Origin of the sequence: Actinomadura fibrosa, from assembly GCF_900659615.1 — a bacterium.
In the GTDB taxonomy this organism is placed as follows: Bacteria; Actinomycetota; Actinomycetes; order Streptosporangiales; family Streptosporangiaceae; genus Spirillospora; species Spirillospora fibrosa.
Genome location: NZ_CAACUY010000059.1, coordinates 1 through 18,208, shown reverse-complemented (window position 1 = coordinate 18,208; position 18,208 = coordinate 1). Strand labels below are relative to the sequence as shown.

15 protein-coding genes and 1 rRNA gene are annotated in these 18,208 nt (G+C 74.1%); 7 read left to right on the top strand and 9 right to left on the bottom strand.

The genetic code is table 11. From position 1 onward, the window contains the following. Positions 1-26 precede the first annotated feature (26 nt). On the bottom strand, positions 27-938 hold the full coding sequence (locus E1300_RS21170; protein ID WP_131758767.1) for an Lrp/AsnC family transcriptional regulator: 912 nt from the start codon (positions 936-938) through the stop codon (positions 27-29). A 779-nt stretch (positions 939-1,717) separates the two neighbouring features. Between E1300_RS21170 and E1300_RS21165 the strand changes: the two genes are divergently transcribed. The 6 genes from E1300_RS21165 to E1300_RS21140 all read left to right on the top strand — a co-directional run bounded on the left by E1300_RS21165 (position 1,718) and on the right by E1300_RS21140 (position 7,561). Next, positions 1,718-3,154, top strand: a complete 1,437-nt coding sequence (locus E1300_RS21165; RefSeq protein ID WP_131758766.1) for a GuaB1 family IMP dehydrogenase-related protein — start codon at positions 1,718-1,720, stop codon at positions 3,152-3,154. 144 nt (positions 3,155-3,298) lie between these two features. After that, entirely contained in the window at positions 3,299-3,790 is a 492-nt protein-coding gene (locus E1300_RS21160; RefSeq protein ID WP_131758765.1) for a hypothetical protein, read from the top strand. A gap of 197 nt (positions 3,791-3,987) precedes the next feature. After that, positions 3,988-5,439, top strand: a complete 1,452-nt coding sequence (locus tag E1300_RS21155; RefSeq protein WP_242619289.1) for an LCP family protein — start codon at positions 3,988-3,990, stop codon at positions 5,437-5,439. 117 nt (positions 5,440-5,556) lie between these two features. Then, a complete protein-coding gene (locus tag E1300_RS21150; RefSeq protein ID WP_131758763.1) occupies positions 5,557-5,841 on the top strand; it encodes a hypothetical protein in 285 nt (94 codons plus the stop codon). A gap of 83 nt (positions 5,842-5,924) precedes the next feature. Continuing rightward, complete coding sequence (locus E1300_RS21145) at positions 5,925-6,998, top strand: enolase C-terminal domain-like protein (RefSeq protein WP_306440665.1); 1,074 nt, start codon at positions 5,925-5,927, stop codon at positions 6,996-6,998. Beyond that, a complete protein-coding gene (locus E1300_RS21140; RefSeq protein WP_131758762.1) occupies positions 6,995-7,561 on the top strand; it encodes a P-loop nucleotide/nucleoside kinase family protein in 567 nt (188 codons plus the stop codon). The genes E1300_RS21145 and E1300_RS21140 overlap by 4 nt, the downstream gene beginning before the upstream one ends. A 44-nt stretch (positions 7,562-7,605) precedes the next feature. Here the strand turns inward: E1300_RS21140 and E1300_RS52630 are convergent, their stop codons facing one another. From E1300_RS52630 to E1300_RS21105, 7 genes are all read right to left on the bottom strand, one after another. Then, positions 7,606-8,868: a pentapeptide repeat-containing protein gene (locus tag E1300_RS52630; RefSeq protein WP_242619288.1), complete on the bottom strand. Its 1,263-nt coding sequence runs from the start codon at positions 8,866-8,868 to the stop codon at positions 7,606-7,608. 6 nt (positions 8,869-8,874) lie between these two features. Continuing rightward, on the bottom strand, positions 8,875-9,456 hold the full coding sequence (locus tag E1300_RS21130) for a class IV adenylate cyclase (protein WP_131758761.1): 582 nt from the start codon (positions 9,454-9,456) through the stop codon (positions 8,875-8,877). A gap of 69 nt (positions 9,457-9,525) precedes the next feature. Continuing rightward, on the bottom strand, positions 9,526-10,707 hold the full coding sequence (locus tag E1300_RS21125) for an RDD family protein (RefSeq protein WP_165502921.1): 1,182 nt from the start codon (positions 10,705-10,707) through the stop codon (positions 9,526-9,528). 162 nt (positions 10,708-10,869) lie between these two features. Beyond that, positions 10,870-12,024: an acyl-CoA dehydrogenase family protein gene (locus E1300_RS21120; protein ID WP_131758759.1), complete on the bottom strand. Its 1,155-nt coding sequence runs from the start codon at positions 12,022-12,024 to the stop codon at positions 10,870-10,872. Next, positions 12,021-13,991, bottom strand: a complete 1,971-nt coding sequence (locus E1300_RS21115) for an acetyl/propionyl/methylcrotonyl-CoA carboxylase subunit alpha (protein WP_131758758.1) — start codon at positions 13,989-13,991, stop codon at positions 12,021-12,023. The genes E1300_RS21120 and E1300_RS21115 overlap by 4 nt, the downstream gene beginning before the upstream one ends. A gap of 8 nt (positions 13,992-13,999) precedes the next feature. Further along, complete coding sequence (locus E1300_RS21110; RefSeq protein ID WP_242619293.1) at positions 14,000-15,532, bottom strand: acyl-CoA carboxylase subunit beta; 1,533 nt, start codon at positions 15,530-15,532, stop codon at positions 14,000-14,002. A 56-nt stretch (positions 15,533-15,588) separates the two neighbouring features. Further along, on the bottom strand, positions 15,589-17,301 hold the full coding sequence (locus E1300_RS21105) for an acyclic terpene utilization AtuA family protein (protein ID WP_131758756.1): 1,713 nt from the start codon (positions 17,299-17,301) through the stop codon (positions 15,589-15,591). Positions 17,302-17,402: 101 nt separating this feature from the next. On the opposite strand from E1300_RS21105, the gene E1300_RS21100 reads away from it, so the two are divergent. Further along, positions 17,403-18,032, top strand: a complete 630-nt coding sequence (locus tag E1300_RS21100; RefSeq protein ID WP_131758755.1) for a TetR/AcrR family transcriptional regulator — start codon at positions 17,403-17,405, stop codon at positions 18,030-18,032. Between the two features lie 41 nt (positions 18,033-18,073). On the opposite strand, the gene rrf is transcribed toward E1300_RS21100, so the two are convergent. Beyond that, positions 18,074-18,190 (bottom strand): 5S ribosomal RNA (rrf, locus tag E1300_RS21095). Positions 18,191-18,208 lie beyond the last annotated feature (18 nt).

The following is an 18,208-nucleotide window of genomic DNA, read 5'->3' as shown; positions in this document are numbered from 1 at the left end:
TGTCCGCCGCGGCCGGGGCGCCCGTCTCACTGGCCGTTGAGCGGCTGCTCCGGGAGTTCGACCGCGTAGGACTCCTTCACCACGTCCAGGTGGTGCCAGGACTCGCGGACCGTCACGCCGGGCACGGAGCGGATGGCGTCGAGGACGGCGACGAGCTCCCCGCGCGAGCCGGCCTCGGCCTGCCCGACGATGTCGTAGCGGCCGAACCCGGTCGCGAGGTAGCGGACGCCCTCCTGGGCGGCGACCGCCTCGGCGACCTTCCGCAGCCCGCCGGTGACCACCAGGCCGAAGCCGCCGAGCTCGGCGGCGCCGAGCGCGAGCGGGTCGGCGAGGCCGGTGACCTGGATGACGCCGGTGCGCATGAGCCGGACCACCCGGGCCCGGGTCGCGGCCTGCGAGAGCCCGATGATGTGCGCGAGCCGGGTGTAGGGCGCGCGGCCGTCGCGCTGGAGCTCCTGGAGGAGGCGCCAGTCGATGTCGTCGAGGGTGACCTCGCCGAGCTCGCGGACGACCGCGTGCGTGTCGCGCACGGTCGAGACGGAGCGGAACACCTCGGCCGAGCGCACGCCGTGGACGGACCGGATGTGGTCCACCTCCGCCGCGAGCGCGGCGTCGTCGCGGGTGCGCACCTGCGCGACCAGGTCGTACGGGCCCGCGGTCAGCGCCGTGAAGCTGACGGCGGGGCGCTCGGCGACGGCCGCGGCCACCTCCCGCGCCGAGCCCTCGACGGTGACCGAGACGTGCCCGATCGCCTCGGCTCCGACGACGGCGGCGTGCACGATGCCGACGACGCGGACGACCTGGGTCTCAAGGAGGTTCTGCACCCGTGCCCGCACGGCCGTGCGGGAAAGCCCGACGCGGTCGGCGAGCGCCTGGAACGTCGCTCTGCCATCCCGCTGGAGCTCGCGGACGAGCACGGCGTCGACCGCATCCAGCACGACTGTCCTCCTCGACATGTGATGAATCGTTTTGCCAGCAACTGCAAGATCATTCCATTTCGGGACGGTCTGACGTCAAATATTGATCTTGCTCGTGTTCGCCCTGCCCGGCGACCGTCGAAGCGTCGGTGTTCGGTTCTGGACGGCGCCGAATTCGACGCCGCGTCAACCGGCCCGGGAGCGCAACGCCGCCGGGCGCGCACCGGGCGCCCGGCACGGCGGCGCGCCGGGCGGAGGCCGGCGGGACGGCCGGCGCGGTGGCGGGGATCACGTCGCGGGGTGCCGCGCGGGCGGGGCGGCCCGCGGCGCGGACGAGCGCGGCTGACCGGGTCCAAGTGCGTGTCCTGCATGCGCTTCTCCCGGTGTTCTGATGTCACGCCCCTACGGCGGGTCGGCCGTCCACGCGAGGCACATGTAAGAAAAGTGCATCGGTGGCGCACTTACGTCAAGAGGTAACTTTACAGAGAGCTAAGCCTCACGTTGCACCGTTTTCCGCCTTGTCCGCACAGTCACCGGCGTTACGGCTGGAAGCGGGCGGACAGACCGTTCAGAATCATCCGGACGGACCTTGGGGACAGACGGTCATCACCCCGGAGCACGGTTCCGGTCCGCCCTCCCCCTCACGGCGGCGCAGGGGCCGGTCCGGGCACGTCGGGGGCACCGGGGCGGGGCCGGGGCGCGGGGCCGCGGGGGCGGGCTTGGCCGGAGCACCTGCGGGTATGGCTCACAATGTACGGTGGCCCAGCCACTTTGATCCGCGATTGGTGTGTAGTACAGCCGTGCGCCTGCTGAACGGTGAGCGTTCCGCTCACGACCTCACCTACAACGACGTTTTCATGGTCCCGCGCCGCTCGTCGCTGGGATCCCGTCTGGAGGTCGACCTCTCGACCGTCGACGGCAGCGGGACGACCATTCCGCTCGTCGTGGCGAACATGACGGCCGTCTCCGGCCGCCGGATGGCCGAGACCGTCGCCCGGCGCGGCGGTGTCGCGGTGCTCCCGCAGGACATCCCGGTGGACGTGGTCGCCGAGGTGATCGGCTGGGTGAAGGGCCGCGACCTGGTCGTGGACACCCCGATCCGGCTGGGCCCGGCCAGCACCGCGGGCGAGGCGCTCGCGCTGCTGCCGAAGCGCGCCCACAACGCGGTCATCGTCGTCGAGGACGACCGCCCGGTCGGCGTCGTCACCGAGGCCGACTGCCAGGGCGTGGACCGGTTCGCGCAGCTCCGCGACATCATGGCGCGCGACCTCGTCACCCTGCCGGCCGGCGTGGACCCGCGCGAGGCGTTCAACCGGCTGCACGAGCGCGGGCACCGGCTCGCGCCCGTCGTGGACGCCGACGGGCGCCTCACCGGCGTCCTGACCCGGACGGGCGCGCTGCGCGCCACGCTCTACAAGCCCGCGGTGGACGGCGGCGGCAGGCTCCGCATCGCCGCGGCGGTCGGCGTGAACGGCGACGTCGCCGGCAAGGCGAAGGCGCTGCTGGAGGCGGGCGCCGACCTGCTCGTCGTCGACACCGCGCACGGCCACCAGGACAAGATGATCGGGGCGCTCGCCGCGGTCCGCGGGCTGGACCCGGGCGTCCCGGTGGTGGCGGGGAACGTGGTGACCGCCGAGGGCACCCGCGACCTGATCGAGGCGGGCGCCGACATCGTCAAGGTCGGCGTGGGTCCCGGCGCGATGTGCACGACCCGGATGATGACGGGCGTCGGCCGCCCGCAGTTCTCCGCCGTGCTGGAGTGCGCCGCCGAGGCGCGCCGCCTCGGCCGGCACGTGTGGGCGGACGGCGGCGTCCGGCATCCGCGCGACGTGGCGCTGGCCCTGGCCGCCGGCGCCGCCAACGTCATGGTCGGCTCCTGGTTCGCCGGCACCTACGAGTCGCCGGGCGACCTCCAGCGCGCCGCCGACGGGCGGCTCTACAAGGAGAGCTTCGGGATGGCCTCGGCGCGGGCCGTCCGGCTGCGGACCGCCGACGACTCCCCGTTCGACCGCGCCCGCAAGGCGCTGTTCGAGGAGGGCATCTCGACCTCCCGCATGTTCCTGGACCCGCGGCGCCCCGGCGTGGAGGACCTGATCGACGAGATCGTCGCCGGGCTGCGCAGCTCCTGCACCTACGCGGGCGCCCGCACGCTGGAGGAGTTCCACGAGCGGGCGACCGTCGGGATCCAGAGCGCGTCGGGCTACGCCGAGGGAATGCCGCTCGCCACGAGCTGGTAACCGAGCCGGTAACAGGGGGCCGGTGAACCGCCCGGTTTTCTCCGACACGCGCGCCGCTCGACCGCGATCACGCTCTGACCTGCACTCTTTACCTGGGACGGGGCGCGGCGGACCCGCGTCCCGCAGGCCCCGGGAGGGGGGAGCATGGGCGGGGACGGGCACGCGAGGGCGCTGCCGCGGCTGGTGGAGGCGCTGCTGGTCGCCGCGGTCTCCCCGGTCCTGCCGGGCATCGCGCACCTGCGGGCCGGGCGGGTCGGGCCGGGACGGCTGATGCTGTTCGCCCAGGCACTGGCGCTGACGGCCGCGGCGCTCGCCGCCCGCCGCGGCCCGGTGTCCCCCGCGGCGCTGGACGGGCGGCCGGGGCCGCTGTTCGCGCTCGCGGCCGGGGGCGTCCTCGTGGCCGTGCTCTGGACGCTGCTGATCGTCCGCTCGTACGCGGTGCTGGTGCCCGCCGGGCTGCCGCCGCGGCTGCGGATCGCCGGCGGGGCGGGCGTGTGCCTGCTGTGCCTGCTGGCGGCCGTCCCGCCGCTGGCCGTGGCCCGGTACGGCGTCGTCCAGCGGGAACTGGTCTGGATGCCCGCCGCGGCGGGGCCGCGGCCCGGATGCGCCGATGATCAATTCTCGGGGTCGGGCTAACATCGCGGGACGCGATTGCCTATTGTGGAAGATGCCGCCCTATGGGCGGCGAAAAGCTCGCATGCGGCCGGCTCCCACGCAACCTTCGCCCGGTTCCAGACGTCCATAATGTGAGCCCAAGTGTGGTTTCACGCAGCTGGGGGATCGGAGCGGACATGTCGAGGCGATCAGCGGGTCGGCGTGTCCGGAAAGACGGCGTGGACCGTTCCCCCAGCGAGTCCGGGGACCTGCCGAGGGCGCTCGCGCTGACGCTGGCGTCCGCGCTGGCGTGGGGCGTCGCGCACCTGGTGACGGGCCGCCGCCTCACCGGCGGGCTGCTGCTGGGCCTCTACCTGGCGCTGGTGGCCGCCGCGGTCGCCGTCGCGACCGTCTTCCGCTCCGACCTCGACCACCTCGCCGTCCGCCCCGACGCCCTCCAGCGGATCGCCGGCGGGCTCGTGCTGCTCGGCCTCGTCTGGATCGCGGTGGTCGTCCGCTCCTACCAGGTCGTGCGGCCCGCCGGGCTCTCGGTGAGCGGCCGCGCGCTGGGCGCCGGCTCCGTCGCGGTGATCTGCTTCGCGGTCGCCGTGCCGACGGCCTGGTCCGCGCACACCACCTACGTCTACCGGGACGCGCTGACCAGCATCTTCCGCACCGGCAACGAGAACGGCCGGCAGATCGACGCCGCGGACCCCTGGGACGGCCAGCCGCGCGTCAACATCCTGCTGCTCGGCGGCGACGCCGCCGCCAACCGCGAGGGCGTCCGCACCGACAGCATGACGCTCGCCAGCGTCGACACGAAGACCGGTGACACGGTGCTGCTGAGCCTGCCGCGCAACCTGGAGGGCTTCCAGCTCCCGCCGGGGCCCGCCCGCGACCGGTTCCCCTACGGGTTCACCGGCGACGGCCCCGAGACGCCGGGGCTGCTGAACGAGGTCTACCAGTACGCCGAGGAGCACCCGGACGTGGTGCCGGGCGTCGCCAAGAACCACCGCGGCCCGACGCTGCTGAAGGACACGATCGCCGGGATCCTCGGCATGCGGGTCGACTACTACATCCTCGTCGACATGTTCGGGTTCGCCGACATCATCGACGCGATGGGCGGCGTCAAGATCAAGATCACGCAGCCGATCCCGTACGGGCGGCAGGGCGGCGTCCTCCAGCCCGGCGAGCGGACGCTGAAGGGCAAGGAGGCCCTCTGGTACGGCCGGTCCCGCACCGACAGCGACGACTACGTCCGGATGGGCCGGCAGAAGTGCCTGATGCGCGCGATCGCCCAGCAGGCCGACCCGCAGACCGTGATCACCAAGTTCGACAAGCTCGCCTCGGCCGCCAAGCGGACGCTGTCCACCGACCTGCCGCAGGAGCTGCTGCCCGCGCTGCTGAAGCTGTCCGGCAAGGTCAAGGACGGCGCGCAGATCGACAGCCTCCAGTTCGTCCCGCCGCTGATCAGCACCGGCAGCCCCGACTTCGCGCTGATCCGCAGGCTCGCCGCCAAGGCCGTCGAGGACAACGGCGCGAGCCCCTCCCCCAGCGCCAGCGCGTCGCCGAGCCCGAGTGCGTCGCCGACCGGGGACGGGTCGCTGGCGCGGCCGACGCCGCGGTCCGCGACGAGGTCGCCGGCGCCGCAGACCAAGCCGGTGTCGCTGGAGTCGACCTGCCCGTCCTGACCGCGTGATCAGGGGATGGCGGGTCCTCACTCACCTCCCGGTGCCCTCCGGCTCCGAACCCGGACGCCTCCGAGCACGTCACAACAGATGACGCCGGACACGGCACAGGGGGCAATGATGGACCACACCGCCACGGACCTAGCGATCCTGGACGACCTCGGCCGGGCGCTCGCCCGCCGCGGCTTCCTCACGATGATCGTCACCGCGGGGGCGAGGCCGCGCCTGGAGGTCCTGGACCGCACCTCGCCGGACCGGTACGGCACCGTCCTGTGCGAGCGGGACGGCCGCGGTGACCGCTGGTACTGGTGGTCGTGGGCCGACCGGATCGCCCCCGCGGGCGAGCTGGAGCGCGCCGCGGAGGCCGTCGACCGCGACCTGCGTCAGGTGACCTGGGCGGCCTGACCGGCGCCCCGGCCGGCGGCGGTGTCGCCCCTGGTCCCCGGAGGGGGGATCATTGAGGGGGAACACTTCCGACGGAGGGACGGGTGCGGGTGCCCCGGATCCAGGGCTGTGACGCCTTCCGCGTGGCGATGCCGCGCGGCAGGCGGCCGGAGAGCATCCTCGTCCGGCTCACCGGCGACGAGGGCGCGGTCGGCTGGGGCGAGGCCGCCGCGCCGGGCGGGACGGCCGGCCCGCTCTGGGCCGACATCGAGGAGCGGATGGGGCCCGCCCTCATCGGGCTCGACTGGGACCGTCCCGAGGACGTGTCCGGCGCCGCCGACCTCGCCGCCGACCGCGGCGCCCGCGAGGCCGCCGCGGCGATCGACACGGCCTGCTGGGACCTGTGGTGCCGGGCGCGGGGGCTGCCGCTCGCGCACGCGCTCGGCGGCACCCGCACCTCGATCGTGACGGGCGCGCGGATCACCCCCGAGCCCGCGCTGGACACGGTCACGGGCCGCGTCAACCAGGCCGTCGGCGCGGGCCACGTCCGCGTGACGGTGGACGTGCGGCCCGGCTGGGACATCGAGCCCGTCCGCGCGATCCGCCAGGCCTACCCGGCGCTCGCGCTCGTCGCCGACGCCGGGCACGCCTACACCGCCTCGCCCGAGCACCTCGCGGTGCTGGAGGGCCTGGACGCCTACGGCCTGGTCGCGCTCGAACGGCCGTTCGCCTCCGGCGACCTCGCCGCGCACGCCCGGCTCCAGCAGCAGGTCGGCATGGCGGTCGCCCCGGACATCGGCGACCTCGACACCCTGGACGCGGCGCTGTCGCTGGACGCGGGCCGCGCCCTGCACCTGCGCCTCGACCGGCTCGGCGGGCTGACCGCCGCCCGCAGCGCGCACGACCTCGCGTACGCGGCGGGCTGGGACGTCTGGTGCAGCGGCAGCGGCGCGTTCGGCATCGGCCAGGCCGCCGCCGTCGCCCTCGCCGCCCTGCCCGGCTGCACGCTGCCGAGCGACGTGTCCGATCCGGCGGGCGGCCCGGTGTTCGTGACGCCGCCCGTCCGCTCGTCCGGCGGGGTCGTCGGCGTGCCGCTCACCCAGCCGGGCCTCGGCCACGAGATCGACGACGAGCGCATCGGCCGCCTCGCGACCCGCCGCATGCGGCTGTCGGCGTGACGCCGGCGCCCGCCTGGGTCGTGGCCGGCCCGCCCGGCGCCGGAAAGACGACCGTGTCCGGGCTGCTCCTGGCCCGGCTGCGTCCCGTCCCGGCGCTGCTGGACAAGGACACGATGTACGGGCCGTTCGTCGCGGCGACCCTCGCGTCCCATGGCCGGGACCCGGGCGAGCGGGAAGGCCCCTGGTACGACGAGCACGTCAAGGCCCACGAGTACGCCGGGATGACGGCGACGGCCCGCGAGATCCGCGCGCACGGCTGCCCGGTGCTGCTCAGCGGGCCCTTCACCGGCCAGATCCGCTCCCCGGAGCGCTGGGCGGAGTGGGTCGCCGGGCTCGGCGGGGCCCCGGTGAACCTCGTCTGGATCCGCACCGACGCCCCCACGCTGCGCCACCGGCTCCGGCGGCGCGGCTCGTCCCGCGACGCCGGGAAGCTCGCCGCGTTCGACGCCTTCACGGCCCGCATGCTGCCGGACGTGCCGCCCCCGGTCCCGCACACGGCGATCGACAACCGGCTGACCGCGCCCGAAACCCTTGAGCGGCAGGTGGACGCCCTGACCGCCTGAGGCACCCGTCCGCGCGGACCGCACCCGTCACGGCGTCCCGGAGATCAGCCGGTGAGGGCCGCGGGCGGCCAGTAGCCGCGGGGCTGGTCGTCGCGGACGCGGTAGCCTCCCTCGCAGGGGCTGGAGAACGAGCGGATCTCCTCGGCGGCGCCTGCGGGCCATCGGGTCGTGCCGTCCCACAGCGCGCCCGCGAAGAACTCGCCGGAGTTCCGCAGTTCCAGCTCCGCTCCCGTGAAGTCCGTCCCGATCAGGGTCGCGCCTTTGAAGCTCACCGGGTCGAGCGCGGGCATGAAGCCGGCGAGGTCGCGTCCGGCGAGGCTGACGCCGGTGAGGTCGGCCGCGTCGAGACACTGGTCGGTGCCGATGAACGCGCCCGTGAGGTCGGCGCCGGAGAGGTTCGCGCCGCGGAGGAGGGCTCCCGACAGGTCCGTCCAGCGCAGGTCGGCGCCGCTGAGGTCGGCGCCGGCGAGGTCGGTGCCCTCGTCGAAGGCGACGCCCCGCAGGTCGGCGCCCCGCAGGCCGGGACGCCCGGCGCCGTCCCCCATCACGCTGCGGTGGTCCGTCCGGTGCCCCGGAGGCGGCGGCGTGCCCGACCGGGCGCTCATCGCGACGTGCTCGGGCAGCAGGCAGCCGTTCAGCGCGTACAAAGTGAAGCCGTCGCGGTACCGCATCGCCGGACCGTCGGCGCGGTGCAGCCGGACGGCTCCCCCGCCCCGCTCGGGCGCGGGTTCGGCGTGCACCTCGACGGGCCGCTCCGACACCACGCACACCGACGCGTACGGCCACCAGCCGCCGCAGGACGCGACCAGGTCCGCCCACAGCGCCAGACGGCGCGGCCAGATCCGCCGCAGCTCGGCCTCGACCCGCCGCGTCGGGGTCGGGAGGAACACCTCCCGGAACGTCGGTTCGCGGTGGCGATGACGGTGGCGGTGGCGCCAGGGCGTGACCTCGCCGGCGAGGGCGCGCAGCAGGGACGTCCTGCCGTCGATCTTCCGGGCGGCCTCGGGGACCAGCGGCGCGCCGAAGTCCTCGTCCCGGACGGGTTCGGTGAACCGGCGCTCGTCCGCGGGCGAGCCCACCCAGACGATCTCGGGTGCCCGCTCGCCGATCAGGTCGTAGAGCTGGGCGATCGCCGCCTCGGCGGTGGCGCGGTCGGCCGGCGCCGTCGCCCGCGCCTCCCCTGGCCAGTGCGCCGCGAACCGGGATGCGGCCCGGACGTCCTCGGCACTCAGGACGCTCTCGCCCTTATCCGCCTCCCGCCCAAGAATGGACAGAAGGTCGGTGTTGACCGGGTACGGCGGGGCCATGCCCTCTCAGTACCACGGTGCCCCGGACGCGTCCATGCCCCGGCCGCCCGCTGCCAGTGCCGCCGCGTGCGCGAGGGTGTCGTAGGTCTCGTGGACGCGCTCGCCCTCGATGCCGAGGGCGTCCACGTAGGCGGCCAGGCCGTCCTGCACCGCCTCCGCCGGGACGTGCTCGGGGACCATGCGCTCCAGTTCGAGGAACGTGCCGACGCCGTCCAGGTCGTCGAGGCACAGCGCCACGTCGCTGTCCGAGGCCGCCCGCCGGGTCTTGGCGATCCGCACGGCCGGGCGGTAGCCCATCCTCAGGATTGCCTGGTGCATCTGGCCCCGGTCGGCGATCTCGGTCTCGTGCTCCAGGCACGCCTGCGCGTTGGCCCCGGGCTGCTTCAGCGCGAAGAAGTGCCGCCCGTCCACCGTGCGGAGACGCAGGAACGCGACGCCGAGCCTGCCGTCCCCGAACTCCCATCCGGCGGGCGCGTAGGCCAGGTCGTCCTGGCGGGCGGCCGGGCCGAACTCGATGCCCCGCGCCCCGAGCACGGCGATCACCGCCCGGCCGTCCGCGACCCGGAACTTGACCTCGACCTCACGCATGGACGCCCTCCCGCCGACCATCACAGCCTGTCAGTGATGAACCCCGGAGAGCAAGCGGTTTCGGACGGATCAGGGATGTTCTGGACGCCTTCCGTCTTCATCTGTTTCGTTCTGACCGCCGGAGAGGGGTTGCGGCGCGGCGTACGGCGGCTGGTTCGCGTAGGGCGGCTCGGGAGTCGCTTGCGGGTAGGCCTGCGGGTACTGGGCGTAGGCGCCCTGCGGCGGGACATAGGGGTTGTGGTACGGCTGGGGCGGCGGGAGCGCGGGCTGCTGCCCCACCCCCGCCACGGCCGGAGGGACGGCCGGAGGAAGGGGCCCCGGCTGGTCCGTGCGGGCGGCGCGCCGGTCCTCGTAGGCGTTCTTGAGGCGGCCGCCGAGGCGCTTGCCCATGTCCTGGACCTGCTGCGACCGCTCGCCCGTCATCGCGTCGCGGACCTTCCCGGCGGACTGGCGGCCGAGGTCCTGGAGGCGGCGGGCCTGCTCGGACTCCAGGGCGCGCCGCATCTGCTCGGCCTGCGCCAGCCGGGCGGCGTTCTCGCGGACGGCCTGGCCCGCGACCTGCCCGGCGGCCTGGGTGCCGTCCCAGGCCATGCCCGCGCCCTGGACGGCCAGCTCGGCGGCGCGGCGGTAGGCGCCGGCGCGGACGACGGCGGTCCCGGCGACGAGGTCGGCGAGGGTCCGGCGGCGGCGGCCGATCAGGGCGGGGGCGCTGTTGGCCACGAAGACGGCGAGCGCGGCGAACCAGACGACGAGGGAGAGGAAGAACAGCCCCTCCAGGAGCAGGACCCAGGCCAGGCAGTACAGGCCGGTGCCGCCGGCGGTGGTGACGAGGGCGCGGCGGAAGGCCTGCGCCTTTCCGAGCCCGGTGTCGTTCGCGGCGTCCACGCGCAGGTCCAGGGCGGCCTTGCCGAGGGTGCGGCCCGCCCACGCCTGCGCGGCGAAGTGGTAGAGCAGCTCGGCGAGCACGAGCAGCAGCAGGGCCTGCTGGATGTCGGAGGAGATCGTCGCCCACACCCCGGCGCCGAAGTCCTCGGCGGCCTGCTGGGCGTCGCCGCCGGACAGCAGCAGCCCCCCGGTCGCCGTGAGCGCCTTCCACCACAGGTCGTCCACCAGCAGGGCGTGGAGGCGGCCCCAGGTCATCGCGGCGAGGAGCCCGGCCACCGCGACGAGCAGGGCGGTGTCGACGCCCCACGCGCCGAGGCGGCGACCGCGCGGCGCGCCCGCGGCCGGTGCGGCGTCCGGCACGGGCACCGGTACCGGGGACGGCGGGACGGGCGGCGGGAGGGGAGGAGGGCCGTACAACGAGAGCCCCTAACTGAGGCGGTCGGGACGCGGAAACGTCGAGAGTGTACGGCGCCCGCCCCTCCCCCGTCATCTACCTACCGAGTACGACTTGGCTGAGTACGACGTGGCTCAGTACGACTTGGGCAGCCCCAGCGAGTGCTGCGCGACGAAGTTGAGGATCATCTCGCGGCTGACCGGGGCGATCCGCATGAGGCGGACGACCCCGGCGAGCATGCCGACGCCGTACTCGGTGGTGAGGCCGTTGCCGCCGTGCGTCTGGATCGCCTGGTCCACGGCGTGGATCGCGGCCTCGGCGGTGGCGTACTTGGCCATGTTCGCGGCCTCGCCGGCGCCCATGTCGTCGCCCTCGTCGTACAGCCAGGCGGCCTTCTGGGCCATCAGCCGCGCGAGCTCCAGCTCGATCTTGGCGGCGGCGAGCGGGTGCGCGAGGCCCTGGTGGGCGCCGATCGGCGTCCTGAAGACCTGCCGGTCCTTGGCGTAGGCGATGGCCTTGCCGAGCGCGAGCCGGCCGATCCCGGCGCCCATCGCGGACGCCATGATCCGCTCCGGGTTCAGCCCGGCGAACAGCTGGAGGAGGCCGCCGTCCTCGTCGCCGACGAGCGCGTCGTAGGGCAGCCGGACGTCGTCGAGGTGGCAGATGAACTGCTTCTCCGGCGACACGATCTCCATGTCGATCGGCGTCCAGCTGAAGCCGGGCGCGTCCGTCGGGACGATGAACAGCGACGGGCGCAGGTTGCCCTGCTGGTCGGCGCTGCGGCTGACGAACAGGACCGCGTCGGCCTCGTCCACGCCGGAGATGAACGTCTTCTGCCCGCTGAGGACCCAGCCGTCGCCGTCGCGGCGCGCCGTGGTCGTGATCCGGTGCGAGTTGGACCCCGCGTCCGGCTCGGTGATCGCGAACGCCATCTTCACCGAGCCGTCGGCGAAGCGCGGCAGCCAGTGCTTCTTCTGCGCCTCCGTCCCGGACCGGGCGATGATCGTGGCGCAGATGGCCGGGGAGACGACCATGAGCAGCAGCGGGCAGCCCGCCGCGGCGAGCTCCTCGCAGACCGCGGCGAGGTCGCCGATGCCGCCGCCCCCGCCGCCGTACTCCTCGGGCACGTTGACGCCGAGGTAGCCGAGCCGTCCGGCCTCGGCCCACAGCTCGTCGGTCTTCTCACCGGCCTTCGCCTTCGCCACGTAGTAGGACGGGCCGTACTTCGCGCCGAGCTCGGCGACCGCGGCGCGCAGCGCCCGCCGCTCCTCGGTCTCGATGAAGCTCACTCGGGGGTCCCTTCGATCACGGCGAGGACGGCGCCGGCCTCGACCTGCCGCCCCGCGCCGACGTTGAGTTCCGCCACGGTCCCGGCGGAGGGGGCGGCGATGCGGTGCTCCATCTTCATCGCCTCCAGGACGAGCAGGGTCTGCCCTTCGGCGACCGTCGCGCCGGCCTCGGTCTCGACGCGCACGACCGTGCCCGGCATCGGCGCGAGCAGCGAGCCCGGAGCGATCCGGTCGCTCGGATCGGCGAACCGCGGCACGGCCGTGAGCGCCACCGGCCCGAACCGCGAATCGACATGGACGGCCACGCCCGCGGTCGCGACGGCGAACGTCTCCCGCAGCCCGCCGCGGTCGAGGACGACCTCGGACGGCGTGGCGCTCACCAGGGACACTCCCGGGCACAGCTCCGACACCAGCCCGTCCCGGCCGAAGACGTAGTCCACCTCGACCGTGCCGGACGGCCCCTCGTACGCGCGGCGCTGCGGCTGCGACCGCACGTTCCGCCACCCGGACGGCAGGCCGCCGAGCACCCGCGCCGACGCCCGCTCGGCGGCGGCGGCCGCGAGCGCCGCCGCCAGCGCCGACACCCGCACGGCCTCGTCGTCCGCGAGGGGCGCGGCGAGGACGTCCAGGCCGATCCGGTCGAGGTAGCCGGTGTCGGTCTCGCCGTCCAGGAAGCCCGGCTCCTCCAGCACGCGGACGAGCAGGTCCCGGTTCGTGGTGAGGCCGTGGACGCGGGCACCGCGCAGGCCCGCCGCGAGCCGCCGCGCCGCCGCCCGCCGGGTGGGCGCCCAGGCGATCACCTTGGCGAGCATCGGGTCGTAGTGGACGCCGACCTCGGCGCCGCTCTCCACACCGCTGTCCAGCCGCAGCCCCGACCCGGCGGACCCGGCCGGGACGGCGAACTCCGCGTCCACGCCCGGCACCTCGAAAGTGTGCAGCGTACCGCTCGCGGGCCGCCAGTCCAGCGCCGGGTCCTCGGCGTACAGGCGCACCTCGATTGCGTGCCCGCGCGGCTCCGGCGCCGCGTCCGGGAGGCGGGCGCCCTCGGCGATCTCAATCTGGAGCCGGACGAGGTCGACCCCGTACACGCACTCGGTGACCGGATGCTCGACCTGGAGGCGGGTGTTGACCTCCAGGAAGAAGAACCGGCCGTCGGGCGCCAGCATGAACTCGACCGTCCCCGCGCCGACGTACCCGATGGCGCGGGCCGCGTCCGCCGCCGCCCCGCACAGCGCGGCGCGCAGCTCCGGCCCGACCGCGGGCGACGGCGCCTCCTCCACGATCTTCTGGTGGCGGCGCTGGATCGAGCACTCGCGCTCCCCCAGCGTCCACACCGTCCCGTGCGCGTCGGCGAGGACCTGCACCTCGATGTGCCGGGCCCGCTCCAGCAGCGGCTCGCAGAACACGGTCGGGTCGCCGAACGCCGACTCCGCCTCGCGGCGCGCCCCGGCGACCGCCTCGGCCAGGTCCGCCGCGTCACGGACGACCCGCATGCCGCGCCCGCCGCCGCCCGCGGACGCCTTCACCAGCAGCGGCAGGTCCTCCGCCGCCACCCGCGCGGGATCCAGCTCGGGCAGCACCGGCACGCCCGCCGCCGCCATCAGCTTCTTCGCCTCGATCTTCGAGCCCATCGCCGCGATCGCCGCGGGCGGCGGGCCGACCCAGACCAGCCCGGCGTCGATGACCGCGCGGGCGAAGTCCGCGTTCTCCGACAGGAAGCCGTAACCGGGGTGGACGGCGTCGGCCCCGGCCCGGCGCGCCACGTCCAGCAGCAGCGCGGACGCGAGGTAGGTGTCCGCGGGCGCGGCACCGGGCAGCCGCCCCGCCACATCCGCCTCCCGGACGTGCGGAGCGCCCGCGTCCGGATCGGAGTGGACGGCGACCGTCCCGATCCCGAGGTCCCGGCAGGCCCGGAACACCCGGCGCGCGATCTCGCCGCGGTTGGCGACCAGCAGTCTCTTGATCATTTGATCGCTCACATCCGGAAGACGCCGAAGCCGTCGGCTCCGCGCACGGGCGCGTTGTGGACGACGGACAGGCACAGCCCGAGGACGGTCCGGGTGTCGCGCGGATCGATCACACCGTCGTCGTACAGCCGCCCCGACAGGAAGAACGGCAGCGACTCCGCCTCGATCTGCGCTTCCACCATCTCCCGCATCGCGCGGTCCCCCTCCTCGTCGTAGACCTGCCCGCGCGCCTCCGCCGCCTGCCGCGCCACGATCGACAGCACGCCCGCGAGCTGCTGCGGGCCCATCACCGCCGACTTCGCGCTCGGCCAGCTGAACAGGAACCGTGGATCGTAGGCGCGGCCGCACATGCCGTAGTTCCCGGCGCCGTACGAGGCGCCCATCACCACCGTCAGGTGCGGCACCCGGCTGTTCGCCACCGCGTTGATCATCAGGGCGCCGTGCTTGATGATCCCCGCCTGCTCGTACTCCCTGCCGACCATGTAGCCCGTCGTGTTGTGCAGGAACAGCAGCGGCGTGTCCGCCTGGTTCGCGAGCTGGATGAACTGCGCCGCCTTCTGCGCCTCCGCGCCGAACAGCACGCCCCGCGCGTTCGCCAGCACCCCGACCGGATAGCCGTGGATCCGCGTCCAGCCGGTGACGAGGCTCGTCCCGTACAGCGGCTTGAACTCGTCGAACTCCGAGCCGTCCGCGATGCGGACGATCACCTCACGCGGGTCGAACGGGACCTTCAGGTCCTCCGGGACGATCCCCGCCAGCTCCTCCGCGTCGTACAGCGGCTCCACCACGGGCCCCGGCGCCGGGCCGAGCCGCCGGTGGTTCAGCCCCTTCACGATCTGCCGGCCGAGCCGCAGCGCGTCCGCCTCGTCCACCGCCATGTAGTCGGCCAGCCCGGACGTGCGGGCGTGCATCTCGGCGCCGCCCAGCTCCTCGTCGTCGGCCTCCTCACCGGTCGCCATCTTCACCAGCGGCGGCCCGCCGAGGAACACCTTCGCGCGCTCCTTCACCATGACCACGTGGTCGCACATGCCCGGGATGTACGCCCCGCCCGCCGTGGAGTTGCCGAACACCAGCGCGATCGTCGGGATGCCCGCCGCCGACAGCCGGGTCAGGTCGCGGAACATCCGCCCGCCCGGAATGAAGATCTCCTTCTGCGTCGGCAGGTCCGCGCCGCCCGACTCCACCAGGTTGATCACCGGGAGCCGGTTCTCCAGCGCGATGTCGGACGCCCGGAAGCTCTTCTTCACCGTCCACGGATTGCTGGAGCCGCCCCGCACCGTCGGGTCGTTCGCCACGATCATGCACTCGACGCCCTCGACGACCCCGATGCCGGTCACGACGCTCGCGCCGACCGGGAAGTCGCTCCCCCACGCGGCGAGCGGGCTCAGCTCCAGGAACGGCGAGTCGGGATCGAGGAGCAGCTCGATGCGCTCGCGCGCCAGCAGCTTCCCGCGCTTCCGGTGCCGCGCGACGTACTTCTCGCCACCGCCCTCCAGGGCCTTCGCGTGCTCGGCGTCCAGCGCCGCCAGCTTCTCCAGCATCGCCGCGCGGCGCTCCCGGTACTCGGGGCCGTGCGGGTCGAGCGTGCTTCTGAAGGTCAAAGGACGGCCTCCGGGATGTCGACGAGACGGGACCGCAGCCACTCCCCCAGGGCCTTGCCCTGCGGATCGAACCGGGTCGAGGCGGACACACCCTCCTGCAACAGCCCTTCAACGACGAAGTTGACCGCGCGGAGGTTCGGCAGGACATAGCGCCGGACGGCATGGTCCCGCGTTTCGGGCAGCAGCTCCCCCAGCCGCTCGACCGTGAGGAAGGGCTCCAGCCAGCGCCACTGCGCGTCCGTCCGCGCCCACACGCCGATGTTGGCGTCGCCGCCCTTGTCGCCGCTCCGCGCCCCCGCGACCCGTCCGAGCGGGACACGGACGGTCGACCCTTCCTCCGCGCGAGCCACGGGAGCCTCGTGCGGCGCTTCGACGATCGCGGCCGTCTCCGGAGCCGGGGCGATGACGACGCGGCTGCCGTCGGGCAGGACCGCGACGTGCTCGATCTCCTCGTTGGCGACGAACGCGGGCTTGTAGACCCCGTAGGGAGCGCCCTTGCCGGGCGGGGACGTCATGGTGAAACCCGGATAGCCGGCGAGGGCGAGCTCCACGACGGCGCCGCTGAACGCCCGCCCGACCTTCCCGGGATCCGGGTCCAGGACCGCGCAGCGCAGCAGGGCCGTCGCCTCGCCCTGCGTCGACGGATCCGGCGCGGCGGTGCCGACGAGCGTCCACTCGACGCGCGCCGGAGGGTCGTCCCCGAAGGCCGCCTCGACCTGAGCGCGCGCGAACGCGGCCTTGGCGTCGATGTCGAGGCCGGTGAGCACGAAGGTCATCTCGTTGCGGTGGCCGCCGAGATGGTTCAGGCACACCTTCGTCGTCGCGGGCGGCGGGGCGCCGCGGACACCGCTGATCCGCACCCGGTCCGGGCCGTCCTGCGCCAGCTCGACCGTGTCGAACCGCGCCGTCACGTCGGGACCCGCGTAGGACGGGCCGCCGATCTCGTAGAGCAGCTGGGCGGTGACGGTCTCGACGGTGACCGCGCCGCCCGTCCCGTCATGCTTGGTGATCACGCTGGAGCCGTCGGCGGCGACCTCGGCGACCGGAAAGCCCAGCGCCTTTACGTTGTAGATTTCTTGGAAGAAGGCGAAGTTGCCGCCCGTCGCCTGCGCGCCGCACTCCAGCACGTGCCCGGCGGCGGTCGCGCCCGCCAGCGCGTCCCAGTCGTCGCGCGCCCAGCCGAAGTGCGCGGCGGCCGGCCCGGTGACCAGCGACGCGTCCGTGACGCGACCGGTCACCACGATGTCCGCGCCGGCCCGCAGGCACTCGGCGATCCCCCAGGCGCCCAGGTAGGCGTTGGCGGTGAGCGGCTCGCCGTACCGCGCGTCGGCCAGCCCGAGCTCCTTGGCCCGCGGCAGCAGGTCGTCGCCCTCCACATGGGCGACGGCGACCTCGATGCCGAGCCGTCCGGCCAGCTCCCGCAACCGGTCGGCGAGCCCGCGCGGATTCAGGCCCCCGGCGTTGGTCACGATCTTCGTGCCGCGCTCGGCGGCGAGGCCGAGGCACTCCTCCATCTGCCGCAGGAACGTCGACGCGTACCCGCCGTCCGGGTCCTTCATCCTGCTCCGGCCCAGGATCAGCATCGTCAGCTCGGCGAGGTAGTCCCCTGTGAGGACGTCCAGCGGCCCGCCTTCCAGCATCTCCCGCACCGCGGAGAAGCGGTCGCCGTAGAAGCCCGAGGCGTTGCCGATCCGCAACGGTTGGCCCATGGCTGCACCCTGCCAGCCCCGCCCGAAAAAATCAATCGTGCTTGATTGTTTTTGCGGGTGGTCGTTTGGTTGACTGGGAGCCGTACCGAGCCGAGGAGACCATGACCACCCAGGCGCCCTCCCGCGAACCCTCCCGCGAGCCGCGGCAGGACCGCAGCCGCGCGACCCGCCGCCGGCTCCTGGAGGCCGCCGTCGACTGCCTCGCGTCCGTCGGCTGGGCCGGAACCACCGTCGCCGTGGTCGCCGAACGCGCCGGCGTCTCCCGCGGCGCCGCCCAGCACCACTTCCGCACCCGCGAGGAACTGGTCACCGCGGCGGTCGAGTACGGCTCCGCCGTACGGATCGCCCAGATGCGCGAGCGCCTGGACGCGCCGTCCGACCGCCGCCCCTCCACCCTGGAGGTCGTCAGGCTGCTCGGCGAGATGTACACCAGCCCGCTCTTCCGAGCGGCACTCCAGCTCTGGGTGGCGGCCAGCTCGGACGAACAACTCCGCGCCCAGGTCCTCCCCCTGGAGGCCCGCGTCGGCCGCGAAGCCCACCGCCTGACCGTGGAGGCCCTCGGCGCGGACGAGTCGATTCCGGGCGTCCGCGAAACCGTCCAAGCCACCCTCGACCTCGTCCGCGGCCTCGGCCTCGCCGCCCTGCTCACCGACGACTCCGCCCGCCGCGCCCGCCTCCTGGCCGAATGGGCGAAAACCCTGGACAAGGCCCTGGACCGTCCCGAGAAATGAGGAAGGCCCCGCCGTGACGGCGGGGCCTTCCTGCACTATGAGTCCGGCGGTGTCCTACTCTCCCACACAGTCTCCCGTGCAGTACCATCGGCGCTGAGAGGCTTAACTTCCGGGTTCGGGATGGGACCGGGTGTTTCCCTCTCGCCATAACCACCGAACGACCAACCCCAACACCC

Bases quoted from the DNA above. Each gene is read 5' to 3' on its own strand.
- E1300_RS21160 (WP_131758765.1), top strand. From the start codon at position 3,299: ATGGGCGGGGACGGGCACGCGAGGGCGCTGCCGCGGCTGGTGGAGGCG.
- E1300_RS21150 (WP_131758763.1), top strand. From the start codon at position 5,557: ATGGACCACACCGCCACGGACCTAGCGATCCTGGACGACCTCGGCCGG.
- E1300_RS52630 (WP_242619288.1), bottom strand. From the start codon at position 8,868: ATGGCCCCGCCGTACCCGGTCAACACCGACCTTCTGTCCATTCTTGGG.
- E1300_RS21130 (WP_131758761.1), bottom strand. From the start codon at position 9,456: ATGCGTGAGGTCGAGGTCAAGTTCCGGGTCGCGGACGGCCGGGCGGTG.
- E1300_RS21115 (WP_131758758.1), bottom strand. From the start codon at position 13,991: ATGATCAAGAGACTGCTGGTCGCCAACCGCGGCGAGATCGCGCGCCGG.
- E1300_RS21110 (WP_242619293.1), bottom strand. From the start codon at position 15,532: ATGCTGGAGAAGCTGGCGGCGCTGGACGCCGAGCACGCGAAGGCCCTG.
- E1300_RS21105 (WP_131758756.1), bottom strand. From the start codon at position 17,301: ATGGGCCAACCGTTGCGGATCGGCAACGCCTCGGGCTTCTACGGCGAC.
- E1300_RS21100 (WP_131758755.1), top strand. From the start codon at position 17,403: ATGACCACCCAGGCGCCCTCCCGCGAACCCTCCCGCGAGCCGCGGCAG.